This is a genomic window from Ornithinimicrobium cryptoxanthini, assembly GCF_023923205.1.
Lineage (GTDB): Bacteria > Actinomycetota > Actinomycetes > Actinomycetales > Dermatophilaceae > Ornithinicoccus > Ornithinicoccus cryptoxanthini.
Genome location: NZ_CP099490.1, coordinates 3,088,945 through 3,114,752, shown reverse-complemented (window position 1 = coordinate 3,114,752; position 25,808 = coordinate 3,088,945). Strand labels below are relative to the sequence as shown.

Annotated in this window: 16 protein-coding genes; 10 read left to right on the top strand and 6 right to left on the bottom strand. The window is 71.6% G+C overall.

Features of this window, described 5'->3' with window-relative positions; all coding sequences use genetic code 11:
* Window positions 1-86: 86 nt before the first annotated feature.
* The 4 genes from NF557_RS14290 to NF557_RS14275 form a co-directional block, all read right to left on the bottom strand.
* Entirely contained in the window at window positions 87-1,193 is a 1,107-nt protein-coding gene (locus NF557_RS14290) for an SGNH/GDSL hydrolase family protein (protein ID WP_252620214.1), read from the bottom strand.
* Between the two features lie 70 nt (window positions 1,194-1,263).
* Window positions 1,264-2,253, bottom strand: coding sequence for an NAD-dependent epimerase/dehydratase family protein (locus NF557_RS14285; RefSeq protein ID WP_252620213.1), 990 nt, complete (start codon window positions 2,251-2,253; stop codon window positions 1,264-1,266).
* Entirely contained in the window at window positions 2,253-4,940 is a 2,688-nt protein-coding gene (locus NF557_RS14280) for an alpha/beta fold hydrolase (RefSeq protein ID WP_252620212.1), read from the bottom strand. Before NF557_RS14280 ends, NF557_RS14285 begins: the two co-directional genes overlap by 1 nt.
* Window positions 4,937-5,959, bottom strand: a complete 1,023-nt coding sequence (locus tag NF557_RS14275; RefSeq protein WP_252620211.1) for a 3-oxoacyl-ACP synthase III — start codon at window positions 5,957-5,959, stop codon at window positions 4,937-4,939. Before NF557_RS14275 ends, NF557_RS14280 begins: the two co-directional genes overlap by 4 nt.
* Window positions 5,960-6,107: 148 nt before the next feature.
* Here NF557_RS14275 and NF557_RS14270 point away from each other — a divergent pair, with 148 nt between their 5' ends.
* From NF557_RS14270 to hrpB, 5 genes are all read left to right on the top strand, one after another.
* Window positions 6,108-6,968, top strand: coding sequence for a hypothetical protein (locus NF557_RS14270; protein ID WP_252620210.1), 861 nt, complete (start codon window positions 6,108-6,110; stop codon window positions 6,966-6,968).
* A gap of 208 nt (window positions 6,969-7,176) precedes the next feature.
* Complete coding sequence (locus tag NF557_RS14265) at window positions 7,177-12,777, top strand: ATP-binding protein (protein ID WP_252620209.1); 5,601 nt, start codon at window positions 7,177-7,179, stop codon at window positions 12,775-12,777.
* A gap of 36 nt (window positions 12,778-12,813) precedes the next feature.
* Window positions 12,814-13,779, top strand: coding sequence for a hypothetical protein (locus NF557_RS14260; protein ID WP_252620208.1), 966 nt, complete (start codon window positions 12,814-12,816; stop codon window positions 13,777-13,779).
* A 20-nt stretch (window positions 13,780-13,799) separates the two neighbouring features.
* A complete protein-coding gene (locus NF557_RS14255; protein ID WP_252620207.1) occupies window positions 13,800-14,429 on the top strand; it encodes a class I SAM-dependent methyltransferase in 630 nt (209 codons plus the stop codon).
* Window positions 14,426-17,026 (top strand): ATP-dependent helicase HrpB, encoded by a 2,601-nt coding sequence (gene hrpB, locus NF557_RS14250; RefSeq protein ID WP_252620206.1) that lies wholly within the window; start codon window positions 14,426-14,428, stop codon window positions 17,024-17,026. Before NF557_RS14255 ends, hrpB begins: the two co-directional genes overlap by 4 nt.
* A gap of 100 nt (window positions 17,027-17,126) precedes the next feature.
* Here the strand turns inward: hrpB and msrA are convergent, their stop codons facing one another.
* A complete protein-coding gene (msrA, locus tag NF557_RS14245; protein WP_252620205.1) occupies window positions 17,127-17,816 on the bottom strand; it encodes a peptide-methionine (S)-S-oxide reductase MsrA in 690 nt (229 codons plus the stop codon).
* A gap of 153 nt (window positions 17,817-17,969) precedes the next feature.
* On the opposite strand from msrA, the gene NF557_RS14240 reads away from it, so the two are divergent.
* Window positions 17,970-18,260, top strand: coding sequence for a hypothetical protein (locus NF557_RS14240; protein WP_252620204.1), 291 nt, complete (start codon window positions 17,970-17,972; stop codon window positions 18,258-18,260).
* Window positions 18,242-19,615 carry a glutamate mutase L gene (locus tag NF557_RS14235; RefSeq protein WP_252620203.1) on the top strand — a complete coding sequence of 458 codons (1,374 nt, stop codon included), beginning with the start codon at window positions 18,242-18,244 and terminating at the stop codon, window positions 19,613-19,615. The genes NF557_RS14240 and NF557_RS14235 overlap by 19 nt, the downstream gene beginning before the upstream one ends.
* 45 nt (window positions 19,616-19,660) lie before the next feature.
* Here the strand turns inward: NF557_RS14235 and NF557_RS14230 are convergent, their stop codons facing one another.
* Window positions 19,661-21,106 (bottom strand): helix-turn-helix domain-containing protein, encoded by a 1,446-nt coding sequence (locus NF557_RS14230; RefSeq protein WP_252620202.1) that lies wholly within the window; start codon window positions 21,104-21,106, stop codon window positions 19,661-19,663.
* 139 nt (window positions 21,107-21,245) lie between these two features.
* Here NF557_RS14230 and aceA point away from each other — a divergent pair, with 139 nt between their 5' ends.
* From aceA to ilvA, 3 genes are all read left to right on the top strand, one after another.
* A complete protein-coding gene (gene aceA, locus NF557_RS14225; RefSeq protein WP_252620201.1) occupies window positions 21,246-22,553 on the top strand; it encodes an isocitrate lyase in 1,308 nt (435 codons plus the stop codon).
* Window positions 22,554-22,661: 108 nt separating this feature from the next.
* Window positions 22,662-24,365 carry a malate synthase A gene (gene aceB, locus NF557_RS14220; protein WP_252620200.1) on the top strand — a complete coding sequence of 568 codons (1,704 nt, stop codon included), beginning with the start codon at window positions 22,662-22,664 and terminating at the stop codon, window positions 24,363-24,365.
* Window positions 24,366-24,553: 188 nt separating this feature from the next.
* Window positions 24,554-25,807, top strand: coding sequence for a threonine ammonia-lyase (ilvA, locus tag NF557_RS14215; protein WP_252620199.1), 1,254 nt, complete (start codon window positions 24,554-24,556; stop codon window positions 25,805-25,807).
* Window position 25,808 lies beyond the last annotated feature (1 nt).

Sequence of the window (25,808 nt, the reverse complement as noted above, 5' to 3'; positions counted from 1 at the left end):
GGGTCGACAAAAGGACGCCGACCAGACTTCCCGGCACACCATTGGCTACCACCCTAACGGCACGACGGTGCGTATGCCGAGGGCTGTCAGTGCGTTGGCGCGCCACCACCGGTGGTGCCGCTGGGGGCGAAGTCGCCACCAGCGTCGCCGGCCTCGACGTGGTGGACCACCGGGTCGTCCGCTGCGTTGTCGTCCGTGTTGTCGTCCGCGTCCCGTGGGTCGGGACCCCGGTGCCGGCGCAGGAGCTGCGCCCACCGGCCACGCTCGCCCCGGCTGTGCCCGTCGACATGCGTCGCGCTGACCTCGCTGCCGGGGTCGAGGACGGCGCGCTGCGCGGCCTCGGGCAGCGGCTCGACCCGCTCGCCGCGGCGGTGGTCCGGGCTGCGGTCGGTGTCGAGGGTGCGCAGGCCGAGGCCGTCCACGACGCTGGGCAGCAGCGCAGCGGCGGCCCGGGCGTAGCCCGCAGAGGACGGGTGCAGCCCGTCCGGGCTGAACATCAGCTCCGGGGACTCCCGGAAGGAGGGGCCGAGCAGGTCACCCAGGGACACTGTGCGGCCTCCCGCCTCGACGACGGCGACGGTCTGGGCGGCGGCCAGGTCGCGGCTCCAGCGCTGCACCAGGGCACGCAACGGCTGGGGGATGGTCCGGACCGTCCCCAGGTCGGGACACGTGCCGACGACCACCTCGGCGCCGGCTGCCACCAGCTGCGCCACCGTCTCGCTGAGGGCGCGCACGGAGGCGGTGCGCTCCAGCCGCTCCTTGACGTCGTTGGCGCCGATCATGATGAGAGCCACGTCCGGCTCGGGCATGGTCTGCAGACCGCGCTCCAGCTGACCGAGGAGCTGTGGCGAGGTGGCGCCGCTGCGGGCCACGTTGCACAGGTCCACCGGGTGGCCGCTCAGTGCCGCGACCCCGGTCGCGACGATGGCCCCGATGGTCTCCCGTCGGTGGCTGGCGCCCACGCCGGCCCCAGTGCTGTCGCCGAGCACGAGGATCCGGTGCGCCTGGCCCGTCCCCGCGCCATACGTCCCCTCGTCGTGCCGAGGAGTCCCAGGACCGTCACCGATGATGCGTCTGGCGAGCAGCACCTCGGCCTGCAGCAGCGCCCACCCGGCCAGGCCAGCGGCAGCGACCCCGCCGCCGCCATAGGCCGCCGCGGCCGCGATGCGGCGTGCCCGCGATGCCCTGCTCATCCCTCGGCCCCAGTCCTGTGTGTCATCGTCACCTCACGGCCTGCTCGTGGTGACTCCGGCTGTGCCCACGCTACTGGCCCGCCGGTGTCCCTGCAGCAAGGAGTCGCAGACCCTCGGCGAGGCTGACCCTCGGCGTCCAGTCCAGCACGGCATGGGTGTGCCGCTGGTCGAACCAGTGGGCGGTGGACAGCTGCTCGGCCAGGAAGCGGGTCAGGGGAGGCTCGGTGATGGTCGGCACCCCCGGCACAGCGTGCGAGACGACCATGGCGCCCTCGACCGCTGCACCGAGCGCCCACGCCAGACGCGCCGGGACGTGCCAACGAGGGGCCGGGGCGCCTCCCGCGCGGCAGATGTCGCCGATCAGCTCACCGATGGGGCGCGGCTCACCGTTGGTGACGACCAGTGCCTGCCCGTGCGCCACGTCGATCCGGTCCAGGGCAGCGACGATCGCGTCCACCGCGTTGGTGACATAGGTGGTGTCGACCAGGCTCGTCCCGCGACCGACGATCGGCAGCCGGCCCGCGCGGGCCCGCTCCAGGATGCGCCCGATGAGCTGGGTGTCGCCGGGACCCCAGACCAGGTGCGGGCGGACGGCGGTCACCGCCAGCTCAGGTCCGTCCGCGTCCAGGGCGATGACCTCGGCCGCGGCCTTGCTGCGGGCATAGTTGCCGCGGGCGTGCGCCGGGTCTGCCGGCCCTGCGCCCACCCCCGCGAGCGACGCACCGGCGTGTGCCACCGAGGGCGAGGAGACCTGCACGAAGCGGGTGACCCCGGCAGTGCGAGCGGCATCGACCACGGTGCGGGTGCCGGTGATGTTGGTGCGCGCGTAGTCCTCCCACGGCCCGACCACATCGACCTTGGCCGCGAGGTGGATGACCGCGTCCTGCCCCTGTGTTGCCTGGGCGACGGCGACCGGGTCGGCGACATCCCCGAGCACCTCGCGGTGCGGGCTGCTGGACGGTCGACGCTGCAGCACGGTCACCAGGTCGCCGCGGGCGGACAGGTGGTCTGCGACGGCCCGCCCCAGCATGCCGCTCGCGCCCGTGACCAGCACGCGCATCAGCGGCTCCGTCGGCTCGGGGCCTTGGGATGGTAGCGGAACTGCTCGCGGGCCGCCCGTGACCCGTGCAGCAGCCCGGTGGCCCATCGGGCCATCTCGGTGCGGTCCACCTTGGCCGCGTGCCTGATGTCGACCGGGAGCCAGTCACGGCGGAGCACCGCCGCAACGGGGACCCCGGCGACCTCGCGCACCTGTTGGGCGATCTCGGGCGGGACGCTGGTGTCGCCCTGGCGGACGCGCTGTGTGACCGCCTCCAGGAGACGTCCGGGACCGCTGCGCCCGGGGCCGCTGTGTCCAGCTAGCCCCTCCGGCACGACGACGGCGACCACCTGCTGGGTGCCGACGGGGCCGACTCCGACGACAGCCGCCCGCCGGACACCCGGGACGGACTCGATCAGCTGCTCCACGGGATAGGGAGCGACCGGGCCCTGCGCCGTCCGCACCACATGGCTGAGCCGACCCTCGACCCACAACCTGCCACGGGCATCAAGATGACCGACGTCACCGGTCCGGTGCCAGCCGCTCGGGCGCTCGCTGGCCCGCTGCGTGCCCCAGAGCCGGTCGTAGCGATCCTTCACATGAGGCGCACGGACCACGATCTCGCCGAACTGCCCTGCCGCAGAGGACAGCTCGTCGCCCGCGCCACCGTCTGGCGACAGTGGTGCCACCCGCACCGTGACGCCGGGCAGCGGCGCCCCGACACACACCCCACCCTCGCGGTCGACGGGGTCTGCCGGGTCGAGGGTGGTCGGGTCGAGCGTGGCGACCGGCAGTGCCTCGGTCATGCCATAGGGCGTGTGTGTGGCAGCCGCCGGCAGCAGCTCCTGGAGCCGGCGCAACAGCGCGAGCGGCACCGGCGCCCCCGCCGAGAGGACCAGGCGTGGGCCTTGCAGTGCCTCCAGCTGGTGGGCCGAGAGGTCGCCGGCGGTCGCCACCACGTTCTCCAGCGCCGCGGGCGAGGCGAACACCACGGTGGCCTCCACTGCCTCCACGGCGTCGGCGAGCGCACTAGCGGTCAGGGTGTCCGGCGCCGTGACGTCCATGTCCGGCACGGCAGAGCCGAGCCCGAGCGCCGGGCCATAGAGCGCGAACGGTGCGAACGCCGCGACGAACCGCTCTCCGGGGTGCAGCCCGAAGGTGTCGCGCAGCAGGCCCACCTGGGTCCCGACCTGGCGGCGGGTGTAGACCACACCCTTGGGCGGTCCGGTCGCACCCGAGGTGAACAGGACCGCCCCGTCGTGGTCGAGGTCGGCTGTGGCACTAATGAGTTCAGCAGGGTCAACCGTGTGTCCGCACCCGTCGGCGATCAGGGTGGTGACGTCCTCGGGGCCCAGGCGGATCCACTGGCCCGGCACGTTCGCCGCCACGACGAGGGCGCGGGCTGCGGGGAAGCCGATGACGTGGTCGGGGGCGGCACCGCGCAGCGCGGCGGCCAGCCGGCGGCGGCCCAGCCCGGCGTCGGCCACGACAGCCACGGCGCCCAGTCGCCACACGGCATACAGCACGGTCGTCAGGTCGACGCCGGGGCGCACCAGCAGAGCGACGCGCTGGCCGCGGCGCACGCCGCGCAGGTGGAGGCCGCGGGCCAGGCCCTCGACCCGCTCGGCAAGCGCACCGAAGGTGATGTGTCCGCCGGCGCCGGTGAGCTCGACGATCGCGGTGGCCTCGGGTGAGGAGGTGTCGATGCGGATCGGCACCGTGGGAGCAGGGGCGGAAGTCACCGTGGTCCTGGGGCGGGTCAGCCAGTCCCAGATCAGCGCGACGCCCTCGGGTCGGTCCTCGAGCACCAGGTGACTGGCCCTCGGATAGGTGTGCACGTCCGCGTGCGGCAGACGACGCTGCAGATCGGTCAGGTAGCGCCCGGAGAAGACGGGGTCGGCCAGGCCCCAGACCATCAGCACCGGCACCTCGGCGAGCCCGCCGAGACTCTCGGCGATGGCGGTCAGCGTCGGATGGCTGGGGTGCGTGGCGCTGGTGGGGATGTCGGCCACGAAGTCACCGACGGCGACGCGACGGTCCCTGCTGCGGTATGGCGCCGCGAACGCCGCGCGGACCGGTGCCGGCAGCGCGGGGCGACAGGTGGCGGTGGTCGCCCAGACGAAGCCCGGCGTCTGACGGCACACGAGGTCGAGCAGCGGTGGTGTGCGGACCGCGGCGATGGCGGCCGGCAGCGGGGAGCCCTTGGGCTGGTGCACGGCGGTGTTGGTCAGGACCACGTGGGTCAGCTGCTCGCGGTGGGCGAGGGCCCAACCGAGGCTGATCGGGCCTCCCCAGTCGTGGGCGAGGGTGGCCACGGGGCCGTCGATGCCGAGGGCCTCGGTCAGCCGTCCCAGGTCCTCGACCCGTTGCGCCAGGGTGCGCGGTGCCTCGGTGCGCTCCGAGTAGCCCATGCCCAGCTGGTCGACGGCGACCACGCGCCATCCCGGCGGTGCCGCCTCGAGCACGCGTCGCCACAGATAGGACCAGGTCGGGTTGCCGTGGACGCACAGGAGGGTTTGCTCGACCGGGACGCCGGACGCCGCCAGCGCTGGACCGTTGTCCAGCACGTGCCAACGGCGCTCGATCCCGTCGGCGTCCGCAGCGAGCACGGTGCGCGACCAGGTGCGGTCGACCCCTGGCAGCCCCGCAGGCAGTGGCGACTCCGCGGGCAGCGGTGACTCCGCAGCCTGCGGTGCCCCTGCCGTCACCAGGCTAGTTCCATGCAGGTCATGTTCAGCCCCGAGCCGATGCCCATCATCAGCACCCGGTCGCCGGGGGTGAGGTGCTCGACCTGCTTGGCGAGCGTGACGGCGACGGCGGCGGGGCCGATGTTGCCGAAGGTGGGGAAGGTCAGCGGGATGCGGTCGGCCGGCAGCCCGAGCACCTTGGCCGTGCGGCCGGTGTGGACCTGCGAGACCTGGTGCACGACATAGCAGTCCATGTCCGACCAGTCGAACTCCCCACGGGCGTCCTCCCAGAGGTCACCGGCCAGCTGCATGCCGGCGATCAGGAGGCCCTTGGTGTCGGTGCTCATCTTTTCGTAGTCGCCGACGCACAGCTCGTGGTGCTGGGTCGCCGCACGGGAGGCGCCGCCCACGACGCGGTGGCCCTCGGGGTGCTCGCTGGCCCGGCCCAGGACCATGGCGGCCGCACCCGAGCCCAGCGTCAGCGTGGCGAACTCGTTCTGCAGGTCCTCGGCGGTGGTGTCGGGTCCGGTCAGCCGCTCCAGGGTGCGCTCCTGGGCGGGGCGCGATCCTTCGCCGTCCACGATCAGGGCGTAGTCGATCTGCCCCGCGTCGATCATGGTGGCCGCCAGCTGCATGCCGTTGACGAAGCCGAGGCAGGCGTTGGTCAGGTCGAAGTTGAGACAGTTGGTGGGCAGCCCGAGCTCGGCGTGCACCCGCACGGCGATGGAGGGCTCCAGGTGCTCACGGCATACGGAGGTGTTGATCATCAGGCCGATGCGGGCCGGGTCGACCCCGGCCTCCGCGATCGCCTTGGCCCCCGCCTCGATGGCGCCGTCGACAAAGCTGGTCCCCTCGGGCCACCAGCGCCGTTCGTGGATCCCGGCGAGCTTGGCGAGCATCCCCGGCCGCATGCCGGTGCGGCGGTAGGTCTCCGCCAGCCGCTCGTCGAACTGGTCCGAGGTCACGACGACGGGAGCGTCGATAGCCGTGACAGAGAGCACAGCGGTGTCGTGGTGCCGGAAGATGGTGTTGCCGTTCATGGAACCTCGGTGCTCTGCGAGTCGTCAGTCAGTTAGATCAATAAGAACACAGCCCAGCGTCGGGTCGTGAAACGATGAGGTATCCGCGGCGAGAATCGCTGCTCAAGAGGGAGGCAACAACATGCGCAGGAACAGCACTACGTGGGGCATGATCGCATCCAGCGGAGCCCTTGTGCTCACCCTGGCTGCGTGCGGGGGAGACTCTCCTGAGGTGGTGGATCCGGGGACCCCCACGCAGGACGTCAGCACCGACGACGGGTCCAGCACCGAGACCGACACCACCGGGGACGCCGCGGACGCGACCACGGACGACGCGGGCGATGACAGCGGGACCGAGACCGAGACCGACTCCGGTGAGCAGGCCGCCGGCACCCCCATCAGCCCGGACGAGTTCATCACGCTGCTCAAGAGCCCGGGCATGGAGAACATGACCTCGTTCACCCTGGACATGAACATGGGGATGGACGGCCAGAGCATGATCATGAAGGGTGCGGCTGACCTGTCCGACGGCACCGCGATGGACATCCAGATGGAGGTGCCCGGCGCGGGCAACATCCACATGATCCTCATCGACGGCGACGCGTTCATGTCGATGCCGGGCGTCACCGAGGACGGCCAGTTCATCCAGATGCCGCTCGAGGAGTTCATGGGCGCGGACGCCGAGGAGTTCACCGACCAGGTCGACATCACCTCGCAGTGGGACGACTGGGAGGCCGGCGCCCAGGAGGTCACCTTCGTCGGGGTCGAGGACGTGGACGGCGAGCAGCTCAACCACTACGAGCTGCTGCTCGACACCAGCAAGGTGGAGTCCGAGGACATGGCGGGCATGCCGGGCGAGCTGACGTATGACGTGTGGCTGGATGACCAGAACTTCATGCGTCAGGTGATCTTCGAGCTCGAGGGAGTCGAGGCCGTCATGAAGATGGACAACTGGGGTGAGCCGGTGGACATCGCCGCCCCCGACGCCGCCAACATCATGCAGATGCCGGGGATGCCAACCGGCCGCTGAGCTGAGACCACAGCACTGCCCCCGCACTCCGCCGGAGTGCGGGGGCAGTGCTGTGTTCCGGGTCGTCGGGTGCGTCGCGGCCCCAGGTGCGGGAGACTGCGGGGGACATGCTCATCGTGGCGTCGACTCGCGAGTAGTCGCCCGAACGTGGCAACGTCAGATGCACCCCGTGTCAGCAGCCAGCGCCGCCTTAAGAAGTTGGAGACGAATGTTCTCTCGAATAGCCATCGTCAACCGCGGCGAGGCCGCGACCCGACTGATCCACGCGGTGCGCGACCACAACGCGGCCGGCGGCACCCCACTGCAGACGATCGCGCTCTACACCGACGCCGAGCGCACGGCCATGTTTGTCCGCGAGGCCGACCTCGCACACCCGCTGGGACCGGCGTCCGCGCGGCCCTACCTCGACCTGGCCGTGCTGGAGCAGGCGCTGGTGGACACCGGCGCCGACGCCGTCTGGGTCGGCTGGGGCTTCGTGGCGGAGGACCCCGCGTTCGTGGACCTGTGCGACCGACTCGGTGTGACCTTCATCGGTCCGAGCGCCGAGGCGATGCGCAAGCTCGGCGACAAGATCGGCTCCAAGCTGATCGCCGAGGAGGTGGGGGTGCCGGTGGCCCCGTGGAGCAGGGGTGGGCTGGAGACCCTGGAGGCCGCGCTGGCCAGTGCCGACGAGGTCGGCTACCCGTTGATGCTGAAGGCGACGGCCGGAGGGGGCGGCCGCGGCATCCGCAAGGTCACCAACGCCGACGAGTTGCGCGAGGTCTATCAGCGCACGCGTGACGAGGCGCAGCGTGCCTTCGGCAGCGGGGTCGTCTTCCTGGAGAGCCTGGTGACCGGGGCCCGGCACGTCGAGGTGCAGGTGATCGCCGACGGGCAGGGCACGGCGTGGGCGATCGGCGTGCGCGACTGCACGATCCAGCGGCGCAACCAGAAGATCATCGAGGAGTCGGCCTCCCCGTTGCTGACGCAGGCGCAGGCCGACGAGCTCAAGGGCGCGGCCGAGCGGCTGGCGCTCGCCGTCGGCTACCGGGGCGCGGGCACCGTCGAGTTCCTCTATCACCCGCAGTCCCAGCAGTTCGCCTTCCTCGAGGTCAACACCCGCCTGCAGGTCGAGCACCCGATCACCGAGATCACCACGGACGTCGACCTGGTCCGGGCCCAGCTGCACGTCGCGGCCGGTGGGCGGCTCGAGGGCGAGCGGCCGGTCGAGCGGGGCCATGCGGTCGAGGCCCGGCTCAACGCCGAGGACCCGGACCGTGACTTCGCGCCGTCCCCCGGTCGCATCGCGTTGCTGGAGCTGCCGACCGGACCGGGCGTGCGCGTCGACACCGGGGTCGGTGAGGGGGACACGATCCCCGCCGACTTCGACTCGATGATCGCCAAGATCATCGCCCACGGCCGCGACCGCGACGAGGCCCTCGCCCGGCTGCGGCGGGCCGTCGGTGAGACGACCGTCGTCATCGAGGGCGGCGCCACCAACAAGAGCTTCGTGCTCGAGCTGCTCGAGCAGCCTGAGGTGGTCGGACCTCCGAAATCTGCTGAGCCTGAGGGTGTCCCGGGGTCTGGGGGCGGAGCCCCCAGCGGGGGCAGCCGGGGGCAGAGCCCCTGGGCGTGGGTGGACACCGGGTGGATCGACCGGGTCCGCGGTGAGGGGCGGCTGGTCAACCACAGGCACTCCGGTGTGGCGCTGGTTGCCGCCGGGATCGACGCCTACAACGATGAGCGCCAGGTCGAGCTCGCTCGGCTGCTGGAGACCGCCCGCGGCGGACGGCCCCAGGTCCAGCACGCCACCGGCCGTCCGGTCGACCTCAAGCTGCGCGGGGTGCCGTGGCAGGTGACGACCGTGCAGACGGGCCCTCAGCACTTCCGGGTCACGGTGGCCGGGGCGGGCCAGTCCCAGTCCGTCGATGTCGAGGTCGAGCCGATCGACGCCTTCCACACGCGCCTGACCGTCAACGGTCGACGGCACCGCATCGTCAGTGCCATCCACGGCCCCGTCCACCTCGTGGAGGTCGACGAGGTGACCCACCGGGTCAGCCGTGACGAGGGCGGGGTCCTGCGCGCGCCGTCGCCGGCCCTGGTCGTGGCCACGCCGGTCGCGGTCGGTGAGGAGGTCGCTGCGGGCGCCCAGGTGCTGGTCCTGGAGGCGATGAAGATGGAGACGGTGGTGCACGCGCCGTTCGCCGCCCGGGTGCGTGAGCTGATGGTGCGCACGGGCAGCCAGGTGGAGACGGGCACGCCGATGGTGCGGTTGGAGCCGACGGGGGACGAGGCGGAGGCGACAGCGGTGGGCGGCGCCGACCTGGACGGTCCGGACCTCGACCTGCCGGACGACCCGGAGGTCGCCTCGCTCGAGAAGCGGGCGCAGGTGAGCCGCGCCGCCCTGCTGTCCCGGGTGCTGGGTTATGACCTGCCGGCCGGTGACGGTCGTGACGCGCTGGCGTCCTACCTGGCGGTCCGGGCTGAGGCCAAGGCGCAGGGTGTCGATGTGCTCGACGGTGAGATCGAGCTGCTCAGCGCCTTCGCCGATCTCGCCGAGCTGAGCCGCAACCGCCCCAACGAGGACGAGGAGCGCACGGAGCTGCGCGTGCACAGCGCCCGCGAGCACTTCCACACCTATCTGCAGAGCCTGGATGTCGAGCGTGGGGGGCTGCCGGAGTCGTTCAGCGACCGCCTGCAACGGGTGCTGTCGCACTACGGCGTCACCGACCTGGACCGCACCGAGGCGCTGGAGGACGCGGTGTTTCGCATCTTCCTGGCGCAGCAGCGCTCCACGAAGGACCTCCAGGTCGTCACCGCCCTGCTGCAGGCCTGGATCGCGGAGCCGACTCCGGCGGCCGAGCGCGCGGCCGAGGCACGCGCCGCGCTGGAGCGGCTGGTCCGCGCCACCCTGCTGCGCTATCCCGTCGTGGGAGACCTGGCCCGCAGCGTGCGGTTCCGGTGGTTCGACCAGCAGATGGTCGACGCGGCCCGGGCCGAGGCCCTCGCCGGGGTCGCCGAGGAGGTGGAGGCGCTGGCAGCCTCCGACGACCTCGCGGGGCGTCCCGAGCGGATCGATCGGCTGGTGGCCATCCCGGAGACGGTCGCCGGGGTGCTGGCCGACCGGCTCGAGGCCGGGGTGCCGCACCGTGAGCCGCTGCTCGAGGTGCTGGTGCGTCGCCACTACCGTGAGTTCGACCTGCACGACGTGCGCCGCGTGACGGTGGCAGACCGAGAGCTGGTCACGGCCGACTACGTCCTTGACGACCGCCCGACCCGCCTGATCACGACGGTCGGCACGATGGCTGAGATGGAGGACCCGGCGTCCGCACTGGTCGACGCCCTGGCCGCCGAGGTGGAGACCGGGAGCGAGCTCGGCGGGGTCGTGGTGGATCTCTATCTGCACTGGCCCGGCATGCCGGAGTCGACGGACGAGGCGAGCGCGGAGCTGGGCGGTGTGCTCGCCGGGCTCGACTTCGCGCCGCGGTGCCGCCGCGTGGTGGTCGCCGGGTGCCCGGGCGGTGGGCGCGAGATCGAATACCTCACCTTCCGCCCCGACGGTGCCGCGGGCACCCAGGAGGACACCTTGGTGCGTGGTGTGCACCCGATGGTCGGCCGCCGGCTGGACCTGTGGCGCCTTCGGGAGTTCGACATCACCCGCATCGAGGCGCCTGACGACGTGCTGCTCTATGAGTGCATCGCCCCTCACAACACTGCCGACCGACGACTGGTGGCGCTGGCCCAGGTCAGGCAGCTGACCGTCATACGAGATGAGCACGGTCGGGTGATCAGTCTGCCGCAGGGCGAGCGTGCGGTGGAGAGCTGTCTGGAGGCCATCCGCCGGGCGCGCACTGAGCGTGGCGGGCCGGGGAAACCCCTGGACGCCAACCACGTCTGGGTGCACGTGTGGCCGGTCATCGAGGCAGGAGCCCACGAGCTGAGCGCGCTGCAGCACAAGATCACCCCCCTGACCGAGCGAGCCGGTCTGGAGGAGGTCGTCGCTCAGGGCAGGGTCGCCAGGGGCGACGGTCCGGTCGCGCCGGTCGCGATCCGCTTCCGCGCCGAGCCCGGTGGCGGCGTGGTGACCTCGTTCGACCCCCCTCCGACGGAGCCGCTGAAGCCCCTTGACGACTATCAGGGCAAGGTGCTTCGCGCCCGCCGGCGCGGGCTGGCCTATCCCTATGAGCTCACCGGTGTGATCACCGGACCCGGTGGCAGCATGGTCGAGCACGACCTCGACGACTCCGGCCGGCTGGTGCCGGTAGCGCGTCCCGGCGGGCTCAACAGCGCGGCGATCATCACCGCGGTCGTCACCACGCCGACCGACCTGCACCCCGAGGGCATCACCCGGGTCGTTCTGGCTGGCGACCCGACCAAGGCGCTGGGTGCGCTCTCCGAGGCCGAGTGCCGCCGGGTCATCGCGGCCATCGATCTGGCCGAGGAGCTCGCGGTCCCGGTGGAGTGGTATGCCCTCTCCGCAGGAGCCCGGGTGTCGATGGACTCCGGCACCGAAAACATGGACTGGGTGGCCGAGGCGCTCAAGCGCATCGTCGAGTTCACCCAGGACGGCGGTGAGATCAACGTGGTCGTGGCAGGTATCAACGTCGGCGCCCAGCCCTACTGGAATGCCGAGGCCACGATGCTGATGCACACCAAGGGCATCCTGGTGATGACCCCGGACAGCGCGATGGTGCTCACCGGCAAGCAGTCGCTCGACTTCTCCGGCGGGGTCTCGGCCGAGGACAACTTCGGCATCGGCGGCTACGACCGGGTGATGGGCCCCAACGGGCAGGCGCAGTACTGGGCCCGCGACCTCACCGGCGCGGTGGACACGCTGATGGCCCACTACGAGCACACCTACGTGGTCCCCGGCGAGGCGGGGCCTCGTCCGGTGACCACCACCGACCCTCACGACCGGGACGTCACCGTCTATCCCCACGAGCACCCGTCGGCCACGGACTTCGCCACGGTCGGCGACATCTTCTCGGCGCAGAAGAACCCGGACCGCAAGAAGGCCTTCGACATCCGCACCGTGATGGCGGCGCTGGTCGACCAGGACCACCCGACGCTGGAGCGGTGGGCCGGGATGGCCGACGCCGAGACGGCGGTGGTGCAGGACGCTCACGTCGGTGGTCACGCGGTCTGCCTGCTGGGCATCGAGTCGCGCTCCGTGCCGCGGCACGGCTTCCCGCCCACCGACGGGCCGGACACCTACACCGCCGGCACGCTCTTCCCGCGTTCGTCCAAGAAGGCAGCGCGCGCGATCAACGCGGCCAGCGGCAACCGGCCGCTGGTGGTGCTGGCCAACCTTTCGGGGTTCGACGGCTCCCCGGACTCGATGCGCAACCTGCAGCTGGAGTATGGCGCCGAGATCGGCCGGGCGATCGTCAACTTCGACGGCCCGATCGTGTTCTGCGTCATCTCGCGCTATCACGGCGGCGCGTTCGTGGTCTTCTCCAAGCGGCTCAACCCTCGTATGACGGTGCTCGCGATCGAGGGCTCCTTCGCCTCGGTCCTGGGCGGGGCACCGGCAGCTGCGGTGGTCTTTGCCGGCGAGGTCGACAAGCGCGCCGCCGCCAGTGCGCAGGTCCAGGAGCTGCAGGAACGGATCGCCTCAGCGCCCCAGGAGGAGCGGGCGGCCCTGATGGTCGAGCTGGCTGACGTGCGAGCCGAGCTGCGGGCGGACAAGATCAGCGAGGTCGCGGCGGAGTTCGACAGCATCCACAGCATCCACCGGGCGGTTGAGGTCGGTTCGGTCGACGCGGTGATCGCGGCTGCTGACCTGCGTCCCGCCGTGATCGATGCCATCGAGAAGGACCAGCAAACCTGAAGTCGTTCGTCCGCAATCACGCGTAGCGTCGCGTCCATGGAGCGAGAAGAAGACGTGACGACGTGGTTGTTGGCCGGTGACCCTGCGATCCGGTGGCAGGTGCTGCGCGACCTGACCGATGCCTCGCCGCAGGAGGTGGCGGCCGAGCGTGCCCTGGTGGCCAGCAGTGGCTGGGGCGGGCGACTGCTCGATCTGCAGGTCGACGGGCAGTGGGCCGGTGGCGCCTGCTTCCCGGGGTCGGGCTGGCGCCCGCCGGGTCCGGTTGTCGGTGATCCGGAGGGGCAGCCGTGGGTCGCGACCCTGCCGACGCTGCGACTGCTGCGAGAGTGTGGCGTCGATCCCGCCGACCCGGCGGTGCGCACCGCGGTGGAGGGCGTCCGGGACCACAGCCGGTGGGAGTATGCCGGTGAGCCGTTCTTCGAGGGCGAGGTCGAGCCGTGCATCAACGGTGGAACGGTCGCGATCGGTGCCTATTTCGGCCAGGACGTGGAGGGCGTCGTGACACGACTGCTGGGGGAACAGCTCGAGGACGGCGGGTGGAACTGCGAGGCGGGGAACGGTTCGACCCGCTCCTCCTTCCACAGCACGATCTGTGTGCTGGATGGTCTGCTGGAGTATGAACGGTCGGGCGGCTCCCAGCAGGTGACGCCCTCGCGGGAGCGCGGGGAGGAGTTCCTGCTCAGCCGCAACCTGTTCCGCAGGGCCAGCACCGGCGAGGTGATCGACCCCGACTGGTTGCAGTTCTCCTTCCCGACCCAGTGGCACTACGACGTGCTGCGCGCGCTGGACTACTTTCGGGTCGTCGGGGGCACGCCCGACCCCAGACTGGCCGAGGCCGCGGACCGGGTGCGGGACAAGCGGCAACCGGACGGCACCTGGTTGCAGGAGAACACCCACCCCGGCCTGATCCACTTCGAGCTGGAGGACGGTGACGATGCCCCGAGCCGGTGGAACACGATGCGTGCGCTGCGGGCCCTGCGCTGGCACGACGGTGCCGCGTGATCTCCTGAGACACTGGCGGCATGGGCTGGTGGAACGAGCGTGTGGTGCCGCGGATGACCCACGCCACCTTGGACAACCCGATCGTGGCTGGCTATCGCAGACAGGTCTGCGTCGACCTCGCAGGTGACGTCCTGGAGCTCGGGTTCGGCACCGGCCTGAACCTGCCCCACCTGCCCTCCGCCGTGCGCTCGCTGACCGCGGTCGAGCCGTCCGACCTGTCGTGGCAGATCGCCGAGGAGGCGATCGCAGCCAGTCCGGTGCCGGTGACCCGAGGGGACCTGCGTGCGGAGGCGATCAGCCTGGCCGACGCGAGCGTCGACGCCGTCCTGGTGACGTTCTCTCTGTGCACCGTCCAGGACCCCGGCCAGGCGTTGTCCGAGGCACGGCGCGTCCTGCGACCCGGCGGGACCGTGCACTTCCTGGAGCACGGCCGCGCGCCCGGCGAACGAGTGCGGCGCTGGCAGCACCGGCTCGAGCCGATGGAGCGCGCGGTGGCGGGTGGCTGCCACCTGACCCGGTCGGCCCCCGAGCTGCTCGAGGCGGCAGGGTTCCGCCTCGGTGCAGTGGACTCGTGGTATGTCCCCGGCCCAGCGGTCACCAGACCCTGGGGCTACGTCTCGCTCGGGCGGGCTGAACGGCCGAAGGTGTGACCGTCGACCTCGTCCGCATCGGGCGGGGCCTGCCCTTCGCCACGGCCGTCCCTGCCCTTCAGGCTGCCGTCCGTGAGCGGGGGGTCGCGGTCGTCCAGGCGCCCCCGGGCACCGGCAAGACAACACTCGCCCCGCCGGCGGTGGCGGAGGTGCTGGCCGCAGCTGCCGCGCCGGGACGCGTCGTCGTGGTGCAGCCGCGCCGCATCGCCGCTCGGGCAGCCGCCCGGCGGCTGGCGCACCTGAGTGGGACACCGCTAGGGGAGCTCACCGGCTTCACCGTGCGCGGCGAACGGCGGGTGTCGGCGGGCACGCGGATTGAGTTCTGCACACCCGGGGTGCTGCTGCGCCGGCTGCTGGCCGACCCGGACCTGCCTGGGACCGCAGCCGTGATCCTCGACGAGGTCCATGAGCGAGGCATCGAGACGGACCTGCTGGTGGGGATGCTGGCTGAGCTGCGCGGCCTGCGGGAGCTGGTGCTCGTGGCGATGTCGGCGACCCTCGACGCCCCGCGCTTTGCGGCCCTCCTGACGCAGGGACAGCAGGGCGCACACGGGCGGCCCGACCCCGCGGCCGTCGTCGACTGTCCGTCCGCCCTTCACCCGCTCGAGGTCCGGTGGCTGCCCCCACCGGGTCCGCGCACCGACGCCAGGGGTGTGGCCGATGCCTTCCTTGAGCATGTCGCGGTCACCACCGCCGAGACACATCACCAGGCTGCGGCCGTCCTCGGGCTCCCCGAGCCTCCCGACATGCTCGTCTTCGGGCCAGGGCTCCGCGAGATCGAGCGCCTCGCCAGGCGGCTGCGTGACCTCGTCCCCTCAGCCGAGGTGCTCGAGCTGCACGGCCGGCTCGCCCCCAGCGCACAGGACCGGGTGACTGCCGGACCACGCGCCGGCGAGGCGCCACGCATCGTGGTCTCGACCTCTCTGGCGGAGTCCTCGCTGACCGTCCCGGGGGTCCGCGTCGTCGTCGATGCCGGCCTGGCGCGTGAGCCCCGTCGTGATGCCGCTCGCGGCATGACCGGGCTGGTCACCGTCGCCGCCTCGCGCGATGCCGCGATCCAGCGCGCCGGGCGGGCCGCCCGGCAGGGTCCGGGGCTCGCGGTCCGGTGCTATGACGAGACCACGTTCGCCGCGATGCCGGCGCACGTCACGCCGGAGGTCGCCGTCGCCGACCTGGTCGGGCCCGTGCTCACCCTGGCCTGCTGGGGCTCCCCACGCGGCGTCGGGCTCGCGCTGCCGGACGCCCTGCCTGCCGGAGCGCTCCACGATGCGGAGGTCGTGCTGCGTCGGCTCGGTGCCATCGACGAGCAGGGCCGTGCCACGGGGTTGGGGGCCCGGCTGGCAGCGGTTCCCGCTGATCCGCGCCTGGCCAGGGCGCTGCTCGACGGGACGGAGCTGGTGGGGTCCCGCGCGGCTGCGGAGGTGGTGGCGGCCCTCGCCGACGATCACCGCCCGGAGGGCGCCGACCTGCCCGCACTCCTGCGTGCCCTGCGCCGCGGCACCGCACCTGGAGCCAGCCGGTGGAAGGAGGAGATGCGGCGGCTGCGGGACCTGGCCACTCGGCATACCGACTCGAGAGGGACCACCGATGACGCGGCAGGTGATCCACGCCCCGCCACCGTGGGGGATGCCACCGGCCTGGTCGTCGCGCTCGCGCACCCGGACCGCGTCGCGCGACGCGCGGGTGCGGCCTACCTGCTCGCGTCGGGCACGCGAGCCGCACTCCCGCCCGGCAGTCTGCAAGGCCATGAGTGGCTGGCGGTCGCGGACGTGTCCAGGGCCCAGGGACGGGTCGCGGCCGGGACCGGCGCGGTGATCCGCTCCGCCGCACCACTGAGCAGCGAGACCGCCGAGCTCGCGGCAGCCGGACTGCTCACCGAGCGCACCACGGCGGCCTTCGGCGACCATCGGGTGACCGCCCGCCGGGTCCGCGCGCTCGGGGCGATCGAGCTCTCCTCCGTCGCGGTGCGGCTGAGCCCGGAGGACGCCCGCACCGCCGTCGAGTCAGCGCTGGCGACCCACGGGCTCTCGGTCTTCACCTGGTCGCCTGCCGCTGACGGGCTGCGCCGTCGCCTGGCCCTGCTGCACCGCGTCCACGACGACCCGTGGCCCGACATGTCCGACGCCGCCCTGACCCGGCACTGGCGCGAGTGGCTGGGCCCTGAGGTCGACGCGCTCGCCGCGGGTGGCCGGGCCGACCGCATCGACTTGCACGATCCGCTGCGTCGTCTGCTGCCCTGGCCGCAGGCGTCCCGGCTGGGCGAGCTCGCGCCGGAGCGGCTGGCCGTGCCGAGCGGGCGCGACGTGCGGATCGACTATCCAGCGGTCGACGATCCCGACGGACGGCCGGTTGTCGCGGTCAAGCTCCAGGAGTGTTTTGGATGGGCGGAGACGCCGACGGTGGCCGGGGTGGCGGTGCTCTTCCACCTGCTCTCGCCGGCTGGACGCCCGCTCGCGGTCACCGACGACCTGGCCTCGTTCTGGTCCGGGCCCTACGCCCAGGTGCGGGCCGAGATGCGCGGGCGCTATCCGAAGCACCCGTGGCCGGAGGATCCGTGGACGGCTCCCGCGACCGCGCGCACCCGCCGCCGCCCCTGACAGTCCGGCCGCGTGGGGTGCCGCTGGGTTGGACCTCTGGATTGTTGTCCGCGGCAAGCATAGGAGCGGTCGAACCTGAGAAGACTCGGCGCGCGTGGGCTCACTCCCGGCCGAGCACCGACTCCTGGCTGGGCAGCTGGTCCTGGCGCACGATGCCGACGGGGCAGGTCATGCCGTTGGGTCCGTGGTTGCAGTAGCCCATCGGGTTCTTGTGGAGATACTGCTGGTGGACGCGCTCGGCAAAATAGAACGGGCCCACCTCGGAGGCCGGCGCGAGCTCTGTCGAGATCTCACCGAAACCGTTGTCGGACAGCACTTCCTGGAAGGCATCGTGGGTGGCGAGCGCGGCCGCCTCCTGGTCCTGCGTCGTCCAGTAGATCGCCGAACGATACTGCGTGCCCCGGTCGTTGCCCTGCCGGTCCTGGGTCGTGGGGTCGTGGTTCTCCCAGAACGCCTTGAGCAGGGTCTCGGCGTCGGTCTGCGAGCGGTCATAGGCGACCAGCACCGCCTCGGCGTGACCGGTGCGACCGGTGCAGACCTCGTCATACGTCGGGTTGGGGGTGGAGCCGCCCATATAACCGGCTGCGGTCACCAGGACACCCGGCTCGCGCCAGAAGATCCGTTCGGTGCCCCAGAAACAACCCATCGCGACATACAGGATCGCCGTGTTGCCCCCCCACGGGCCGTGCAGGGGAGTGCCGAGCACTTCGTGGGTCAGGGGGATGTCGGGCAGTGGTTCGGGCCGCCCGGCGAGCGGACGACCGATGATTTCAGGCGCAGACTTCCTCATCCCTCCAGTATGCGCCGGGTCGCCCGGATGAACACGGTCGGCCACGGAGCCGGCGAAGGCAGCGGGACAGCGGGACAACGGGACAGCGGTGAGTATGCCGACACCCGGGTTCTGCGCTCGCGGCTGACCTGGCGATGTGGCAGGTTGCCTGCCATGGACGTTGCACTGCGGTTTGGGCTGCCCCTGCTGCTGATCCTCGTCGGTGCCGGCGTCTTCCTCTGGGGTCGCCGCGAGCGGGACGAGGCGCGAGCGCAGGTGGGCAGCAAGGGTGGCTTCGGCGGTCCCCCCGGCACCCTGGACATCGGCACCGAGATCGGCTTCGGCGTGGACGGGCCGGGCCCTGACCCTGCCGCTGCCCGGCCGAAGATCCTCGCCGGCCTGGTCCTGATGGCTGTGGGTGCCCTGCTCCTTGTCATCATGTCCGTGTGGCAACTGCTCAGCTGAACCTGCTCTGCGTCGACGTCGGATCGACCTTCACCAAGGCGGCGCTGTGTGACCCGGACGGGAACCTGCTCGCGCGCGGGGCGACCCCCACGACGCTGGGCACCGATGTGCTCGAGGGCGTCGCCACCCTGGCTGAGCAGTTCGCCGCTGCAGGCCACGAGGTCCCCAGGCTGACCGAGCGGGACCGCGTGCTGCTCTGCTCCAGCGCCGGTGGTGGGCTGCGCCTGGCGGTCGTGGGCTACGAGCGGCAGGTGACTGCCGAGGCGGGCCATCGGGTGGGGTTGAGCGCCGGTGCCAAGGTCGTGCACATCGCGACCGGTCCGTTGCGCACGGTCGACGTGGCGGCGCTGCGCACCGACCGCCCCGACATCGTGCTCCTCGTCGGAGGCACTGACGGCGGCAACTCCGAGGTGTTGGTGCACAACGCCAGGCGGCTGGCGACCGCACGGCTGGGCGCCCCGATCGTGGTGGCCGGCAACCAGGCCGCCCGGGACGAGGTGATCGCCGAGCTGGAGCGCACCGGTCGCTCGTGGGTGCTGGCTGACAACGTGCTGCCGCGCATCGGGGTGGTCGAGCCTGCGTCGGCACGCGGCGCCATCCGGGAGGTGTTCCTGCGCCACGTCATCGGTGGCAAGAAGCTGTCGAAGGGGGCGCTGTTCCCCTCCCTGGTGCGGGCCGCCACGCCGGACGCTGTCCTGACCGGTGTGGAGGCCGTCGCTGACGCGGCGGGGACCGATGTGATGGTCGTCGACATCGGTGGGGCGACGACCGACGTCTATTCGGTGCTCACCCCCGAGGGCGAGGACGCCACCCTGCGCAAGGAGGTGGTGGCTCGCCTGTGGCACTCGCGGACCGTGGAAGGCGATCTCGGGATGCGGTGGAACGCGCCGGGTGTGCTTGAGGCGGCCGCCGCAGAGGCACTGCCGGCGCGTGATCCGGCCGGCCTGGAGCGGTGGGTGCAGCAGGTGCACGAGCGGCCCGGGGTGCTGCCCGGGGACACCGACCCGGCCCAGACTGCTCGCGAGGAGGGCCATGACCTGGAGCTGGCGCGGCTGGCCGCGGTCGCTGCCGCCCGGCGGCACGCGCGTCCAGCCAACCCGGGGGAGGCGCCCCGCCCGCTGCAGAACGTCGGTCACCTGATCGGCTCTGGTGGCGTGCTGCGGCACGCCCGCGACGGCGCGGCCGACGAGCTGCTGCGGGCCGTGCTGGCCGACCACGGTGGTGGGTGGCGCCCGCCGGAGGATGCAGCGGTCTCGGTCGACACGGCATACCTGCTCTTTGCCGCAGGGCTGCTGGCGTTCGAGCGGCCCTCGCTCGCGCGTCGGGTCGCCGAGCAAGTCACCGGCGTCTCCTAGGGTTCGGTCGCAGGCGGGTCCGCGCCTGGCGAGCCGCCCAGAACCTCAGTGCTCGGAGCGGGCCTCGAGGAAGTTGAGCACCTCGGTGTCGTCAACGCCCGGGAAGACGCCGGGCGGCATCGCCGCGAGCAGGTGCGAGTGCACCCGGGCGCTCGGCCACGCCTGACCCTCCCACCGGCGGGCGAGCTCGGCCGGCGGCTGCGCGCAGCAGGTCGGGTCTGGGCAGCGCGACGCGGACCGAGCCGTCGTCTCGCGGCCGCGCATCCACTTGACCTGCGCATAGGGCACCCCGACGCTGACCGAGAAGGTGCCGTTGCTGGTGCGGTCGACCACGGCCGTGCACCAGTAGGTGCCCGACTTGGTGTCGGTGTACTGCTGGTAGGCGTTGGACAGGTCCGGCTGGTCGAAGACGACCCGGGCCGTCCAGTGCCGGCAGACGCGCTGTCCCTCGATGGCCCCCGTCGTGTCGCTGGGGAAGCGGACCCCGTCGTTCTCGTAGGCCTTGTAGATCAGCCCGGCCTCGGAGATGCGCATGAAGTGGACCGGCAGGTCGAGGTGCCGGGTCGCCAGGTTGGTGAAGCGGTGCGCCGCGGTCTCGTAGGACACGGCATACGCATCGCGCAGGTCCTCGATCGCGATGTCCTTGGCGGCCTTGGCCCGGGTGAGCAGCGGCACCGCAGAGGCCTCGGGCACGAGCAGGGCCGCGGAGAAGTAGTTGATCTCCACGCGCTGGGACAGGAACTCGGCGTAGTCGGCGGGGACCTCGTGCCCCAGCACCACGTGACCGAGAGCCTGCAGAGCCAGCCACCGGGAGTCGCTCTGTCCCACGACCGGCTGGGGCAGATAGATCCGTCGGTGGGCCAGGTCGGTGACCGAGCGGGTGGACTCGGGCAGCTCGGTGGTGTGGACCAGGGAGAAGCCGAGGTGCTGGGCCAGCTTGTCCACAGCGGTGCGGGTGATCGGACCACCCCGGTGGTCGATGGCGCCCAGCAGCCCTGCTGCCTGCGCCTCGATGTCAGGGAAGTAGTTGTTGGCCGCGCGCATCCGGTCGCGCAGCGCGGCGTTGGCTCGCCGCGCGTGCTCGGGGGTGGCAGCACGCTCGGCCTGGACGGTGGCCAGCGCCTCATGCATGCCCACCAGCGCCTCGAGGGCCTCGGTGGGCAGTCGCGGACCGATCTTGACGGCCGGCACCCCCAGCGACTGGAAGGAGTCTGCACGCTGCGCCTTCTCCAGTGAGATCTCCAGTGCCGCGCGGCGGCTGGGCGGGCGTGCCGCGAGCAGCTCGGACAGGTCGGTCCCGAGGGCAGACGCCAGGGCGACCAGAGTCGAGAGCTTGGCCTCGCGCTTGCCGTTCTCCAGCAGCGACAGCGCCGAGCCGGAGATGCCCGCGGCTCCGGCGACGTCGTCCAGGGTGCGACCGGCTGCGCGACGCACGTGCCGCAGCTGGCGACCGATGGTGATCGAGTCTGGGGCGGTGGCGAGATCCGTCATTGCGCCACGATAGCGCAAGAACTGCACAAATTGACCGGCAGAAGGGTGGCTCGAGGGGTTGTTCTTGACTCAATGATGGGTCCATCGCACTAGAGACGGCACTTCTTGCAGGAGTGTCGAACACCGAAGGGATGGCTCCATGACTGCCACACTCAACAGCCCGGACACCACGACCACCCAGGACTCGGCCGCCGAGGACCTGCGCACCGAGTGGGCGGCCAACCCCCGCTGGAGCGGCATCGAGCGGACCTACTCCGCCGAGGACGTGGTGCGGCTGCGCGGCAGCGTGGTGGAGGAGCACACGCTCGCCCGCCGGGGTGCGGAGAAACTGTGGGAGCAGCTGCAGACCAAGCCCTTCACCCGCGCCCTCGGTGCGCTGACCGGCAATCAGGCCGTCCAGCAGGTGCGCGCCGGCCTCGAGGCGATCTACCTGTCCGGCTGGCAGGTCGCCGCCGACGCCAACCTGTCCGGCCAGACCTACCCGGACCAGAGCCTCTATCCCGCCAACTCCGTGCCGGCCGTCGTCCGCCGCATCAACAACGCGCTGATGCGCGCCGACCAGATCGACTGGTCCAACGCCGAGAACGGCACCGACTACCTGGTCCCGATCGTCGCCGACGCCGAGGCCGGCTTCGGCGGTCCGCTCAACGCCTTCGAGCTGATGAAGTCCATGATCGTCTCCGGCGCTGCGGGCGTGCACTGGGAGGACCAGCTGGCCTCGGAGAAGAAGTGCGGCCACCTCGGTGGGAAGGTGCTGGTGCCCACCGCCCAGCACGTGCGCACCCTCAACGCGGCCCGCCTCGCCGCTGACACCCTCAACGTCTCGAGCCTGGTCATCGCCCGCACCGACGCTCTCGCGGCGGACCTGCTGACCAGCGACGTGGACCCGATCGACCAGGAGTTCGTCACCGGCGAGCGCACCAGCGAGGGCTTCTTCCGCGTGCGCAACGGCATCGAGCCGGTGCTGGCACGCGCCAAGGCCTACGCGCCCTACTGCGACCTGATCTGGGTCGAGACCGGCACCCCGGACCTGGGCCTGGCCCGCGAGTTCGCGACCGAGCTGCACAAGGAGTTCCCGGGCAAGATGCTTGCCTACAACTGCTCGCCGTCCTTCAACTGGAAGGCGGCCCTGTCCGAGAGCGAGATCGCCGCGTTCCAGGACGAGCTCGGCGCGCTGGGTTACAAGTTCCAGTTCATCACCCTGGCCGGCTTCCACGCCCTGAACCACTCCATGTTCAACCTGGCCCACGGCTATGCCCGCACCGGCATGAGCGCCTACGTCGAGCTGCAGGAGGCCGAGTTCGCCGACGCCGCCCGTGGCTACACCGCCGTGAAGCACCAGGCCGAGGTCGGCACCGGCTACTTCGACAAGGTCTCCACGGCCATCAACCCGTCCAGCGGCACCCTCGCGCTGACCGGCTCCACCGAGGAAGAGCAGTTCCACTAAAGACACACCCGGGCCCAGCCCCGGCCACCAGCTGCCCCGCCCCGGGCCACCGGCTCACCGGGCGGGGGCAGCGATCCCGGCCACACGACATACGAGAAGGAGATTGAGATGACCACTTCCACCTCCCGGGGCACCAACGGCGCTGTCCAGGTCCGCGGTTCAGACCACCCCCGGTTCGCCGAGATCCTGACCCCCGAGGCCCTCGACTTCGTGCGCAAGCTGGACGGTGAGTTCGCCGGCCGTCGCGCAGAGCTGCTCCAGGCCCGTCGGGCTCGCCAGCACCAGATCAGCGCCGGCCGCGAGGAGCTCGACTTCCTCCCGGAGACGCGTGGTGTCCGGGAGCACAAGTCGTGGCGCGTGGCCGAGCCCGCGCCGGGCCTGACCGACCGCCGCGCCGAGATGACCGGGCCGGCCAGCCGCAAGCTGACCGTCAACGCGCTCAACTCCGGTGCCCGGGTGTGGATGGCCGACCTGGAGGACGCGACCGCGCCCACCTGGTTCAACGTCATCGACGGCCAGGTCAACCTGTTCGACGCGATCCGCGGCCAGGTCGACTTCACCGACGAGAACGGCAAGGAGTATGCCGTGGGTGGGCAGACCCCGACCATCGTCCTGCGCCCACGGGGCTGGCACCTGTGTGAGAAGCACCTGTCCGTGGACGGTCGGCCGCTGCCGGCCTCGCTGGTCGACTTCGGGCTCTACTTCTTCCACAACGCCCAGGAGCTGATCGAGCGCGGCGCCGGTCCCTACTTCTATCTGCCCAAGCTGGAGTCGCACCTGGAGGCGCGCCTCTGGAACGACATCTTCGTCATGGCGCAGGACCTGATGGGGATCCCACAGGGGACGATCCGGGCGACCGTGCTCATCGAGACGGTGTCCGCAGCGTTCGAGATGGAGGAGATCCTCTATGAGCTGCGGGATCACTCCTCGGGCCTGAACGCGGGTCGCTGGGACTACATCTTCAGCTACATCCGCACCTTCGCCCAGCGCGGACCGGAGTTCGTCCTGCCGGAGCGTGCCGAGGTCACCATGACCACCCCGCTGATGCGCGCCTACACCGAGCTGCTGGTGAAGACCTGCCACAAGCGCGGTGCGCACGCGATCGGCGGCATGGCGGCCTTCGTGCCGGACCGGACCGACGAGGCCGCCTCGGCCGCGGCCCTGGACAAGATCAGGGCCGACAAGGAGCGGGAGGCCGCGGACGGCTTCGACGGCTCCTGGGTCGCCCACCCGGCGCTGGTCCCGACCTGCACCGAGGTCTTCGACCAGGTCCTGGGTGAGAACCCGGACCAGCGCCAACGTCAGCGCCCGGAGGTCGAGGTCACCGCGAGCGACCTGCTCACCGGCCTGCCGGACCCGACGGTCACCGAGGCCGGGGTGCGCACCAACATCACGGTGTCGCTGCGCTACCTGGCGGCCTGGACGTCAGGGACCGGAGCCGTTGCCATCGACAACCTGATGGAGGACGCCGCGACCGTCGAGATCTCGCGCGGTCAGCTGTGGCAGTGGATCCGCAACCGCACGCCGCTGGACGACCTGCGGGTCGTCACCCGTCAGCTGGTCGCCGACCTCATCGAGGAGGAGGCCGGGCGGCTCACCGCCGAGCAAGGTCCGGAGGCTGCGGAGCCGTTGGCCAGGGCGCGGGAGGTGCTGGAGTATGTCGCGCTGGGCGAGTACCTGCCCGGGTTCTTCACGAACTACGCCTACGTCCGCTATCTCATCGATGCGCCGATGACCGGACCCCTGGACAAGGAGGACCTGCGGATGTCGGAGAACGTCCCGGGCGCCGGCCAGAAGGAGGACGCCGCCTGACCCGCCAGGCCCCACCCTCGAGGCCCCCACCTGGAGGCGCTGAGACCTCAGGCGCGCGGTGCGACGTTGGAAGACGTCGCATCGCACGCCTGAGGTCTCAGTGGTCTCTGGCGTTCGGGCCGGGAGGTCCGCTCCTCGCGCGGTAGCGGTGTCTGCGTCCCGGGCGCCCCGAAGCCAGCAGCACTAGGGTGTGCGGTGTGTCCACGCTGCCTCAGGTGACCCCTGCCGACATCGCCGCCGCGCGAGAGCTCCTCTCGGGGGTGATCAGCCCGACACCCATGGAGTTCAGCCAATCGCTGAGCACGCTGGCCGGTGTCCCGGTCCACCTCAAGTGCGAAAACATGGGACGCGCCGGGTCGTTCAAGATCCGCGGCGCCTACACGAGGATGGCCGGTCTCTCCGAGGAGGAACGAGCGCGTGGCGTCGTGGCGGCCAGCGCGGGCAACCACGCCCAGGGCGTGGCGCTCGCGGCCCGGATGCTCGGGATCTCGGCCACCGTCTTCATGCCCAACGGAGCCTCGATGCCCAAGCTGCGCGCGACCCGCGGCTACGGCGCGACCGTCGAGCAGGTCGGCACCACGATCGACCACTGCATCGAGCGGGCGCGCGAGGTCGAGGCGGAGACAGGTGCGATCTTCATCTCGCCGTTCGACCACCCGGCCATCGTGGCCGGTCAGGGCACCGTCGGGCTGGAGATCCTGGAGGAGGTGCCCGACGTCGGCACGATCCTGGTCTGTCTGGGCGGCGGCGGGCTGCTGGCCGGCATCGCCACGGCGGTCAAGGCCCAGCGACCGGACGTGCAGGTGATCGGCGTGCAGGCGGCAGAGGCGGCAGCCTGGCCCGGCTCGCTGGCCGCGGGGCACCCAGTCCCGGTGCCGCAGATGACCACCGTGGCCGACGGCATCGCGGTGGGGTGCCCCGGTGACGTGCCCTTCGCCCTCGTGCAGGAGCACGTCGACGGTGTGGAGACGGTCACCGAGGACAGCATCGCCCGAGCGATGCTCTTCCTCCTCGAGCGCGCCAAGCTGGTGGTGGAACCCGCCGGTGCCGCCGCCGTCGCCCACTTGATGGACCGGGCCGGACAGGCCGGGACAGAACCGGCCTTCGACCCCACCAGGCCCGTCGTCGCGGTGATCTCCGGCGGCAACATCGACACGCTGCTGATGCTGCGGATCATCCGCCGCGGACTCGGGATCTCGGGGCGCTACCTGCAGTTCCGCGTCACGGTCCCAGACCGGCCGGGCTCGCTCTCGGGACTGCTCACCCTCCTGGCCGAGCAGCGCGCCAACGTGCTGGAGGTCCAGCACGGCCGGACCACGGCCGCCCTGCACGTGCACGAGGTGCAGATCGCGGTGACGCTCGAGACGGACGGTCAGGAGCACTCACGGCGGGTGGTCGACGCCCTCACCGAGCATGGCTACCGCCCCGTGCTGTCCGACTGAG

Bases quoted from the DNA above. Each gene is read 5' to 3' on its own strand.
- NF557_RS14270 (WP_252620210.1), top strand. From the start codon at position 6,108: ATGATCGCATCCAGCGGAGCCCTTGTGCTCACCCTGGCTGCGTGCGGG.
- NF557_RS14260 (WP_252620208.1), top strand. From the start codon at position 12,814: ATGGAGCGAGAAGAAGACGTGACGACGTGGTTGTTGGCCGGTGACCCT.
- aceA (WP_252620201.1), top strand. From the start codon at position 21,246: ATGACTGCCACACTCAACAGCCCGGACACCACGACCACCCAGGACTCG.
- NF557_RS14255 (WP_252620207.1), top strand. From the start codon at position 13,800: ATGGGCTGGTGGAACGAGCGTGTGGTGCCGCGGATGACCCACGCCACC.
- NF557_RS14285 (WP_252620213.1), bottom strand. From the start codon at position 2,253: ATGCGCGTGCTGGTCACGGGCGCGAGCGGCATGCTGGGGCGGGCCGTC.
- NF557_RS14240 (WP_252620204.1), top strand. From the start codon at position 17,970: ATGGACGTTGCACTGCGGTTTGGGCTGCCCCTGCTGCTGATCCTCGTC.
- NF557_RS14265 (WP_252620209.1), top strand. From the start codon at position 7,177: ATGTTCTCTCGAATAGCCATCGTCAACCGCGGCGAGGCCGCGACCCGA.
- NF557_RS14290 (WP_252620214.1), bottom strand. From the start codon at position 1,193: ATGAGCAGGGCATCGCGGGCACGCCGCATCGCGGCCGCGGCGGCCTAT.
- msrA (WP_252620205.1), bottom strand. From the start codon at position 17,816: ATGAGGAAGTCTGCGCCTGAAATCATCGGTCGTCCGCTCGCCGGGCGG.
- NF557_RS14275 (WP_252620211.1), bottom strand. From the start codon at position 5,959: ATGAACGGCAACACCATCTTCCGGCACCACGACACCGCTGTGCTCTCT.
- NF557_RS14230 (WP_252620202.1), bottom strand. From the start codon at position 21,106: ATGACGGATCTCGCCACCGCCCCAGACTCGATCACCATCGGTCGCCAG.
- aceB (WP_252620200.1), top strand. From the start codon at position 22,662: ATGACCACTTCCACCTCCCGGGGCACCAACGGCGCTGTCCAGGTCCGC.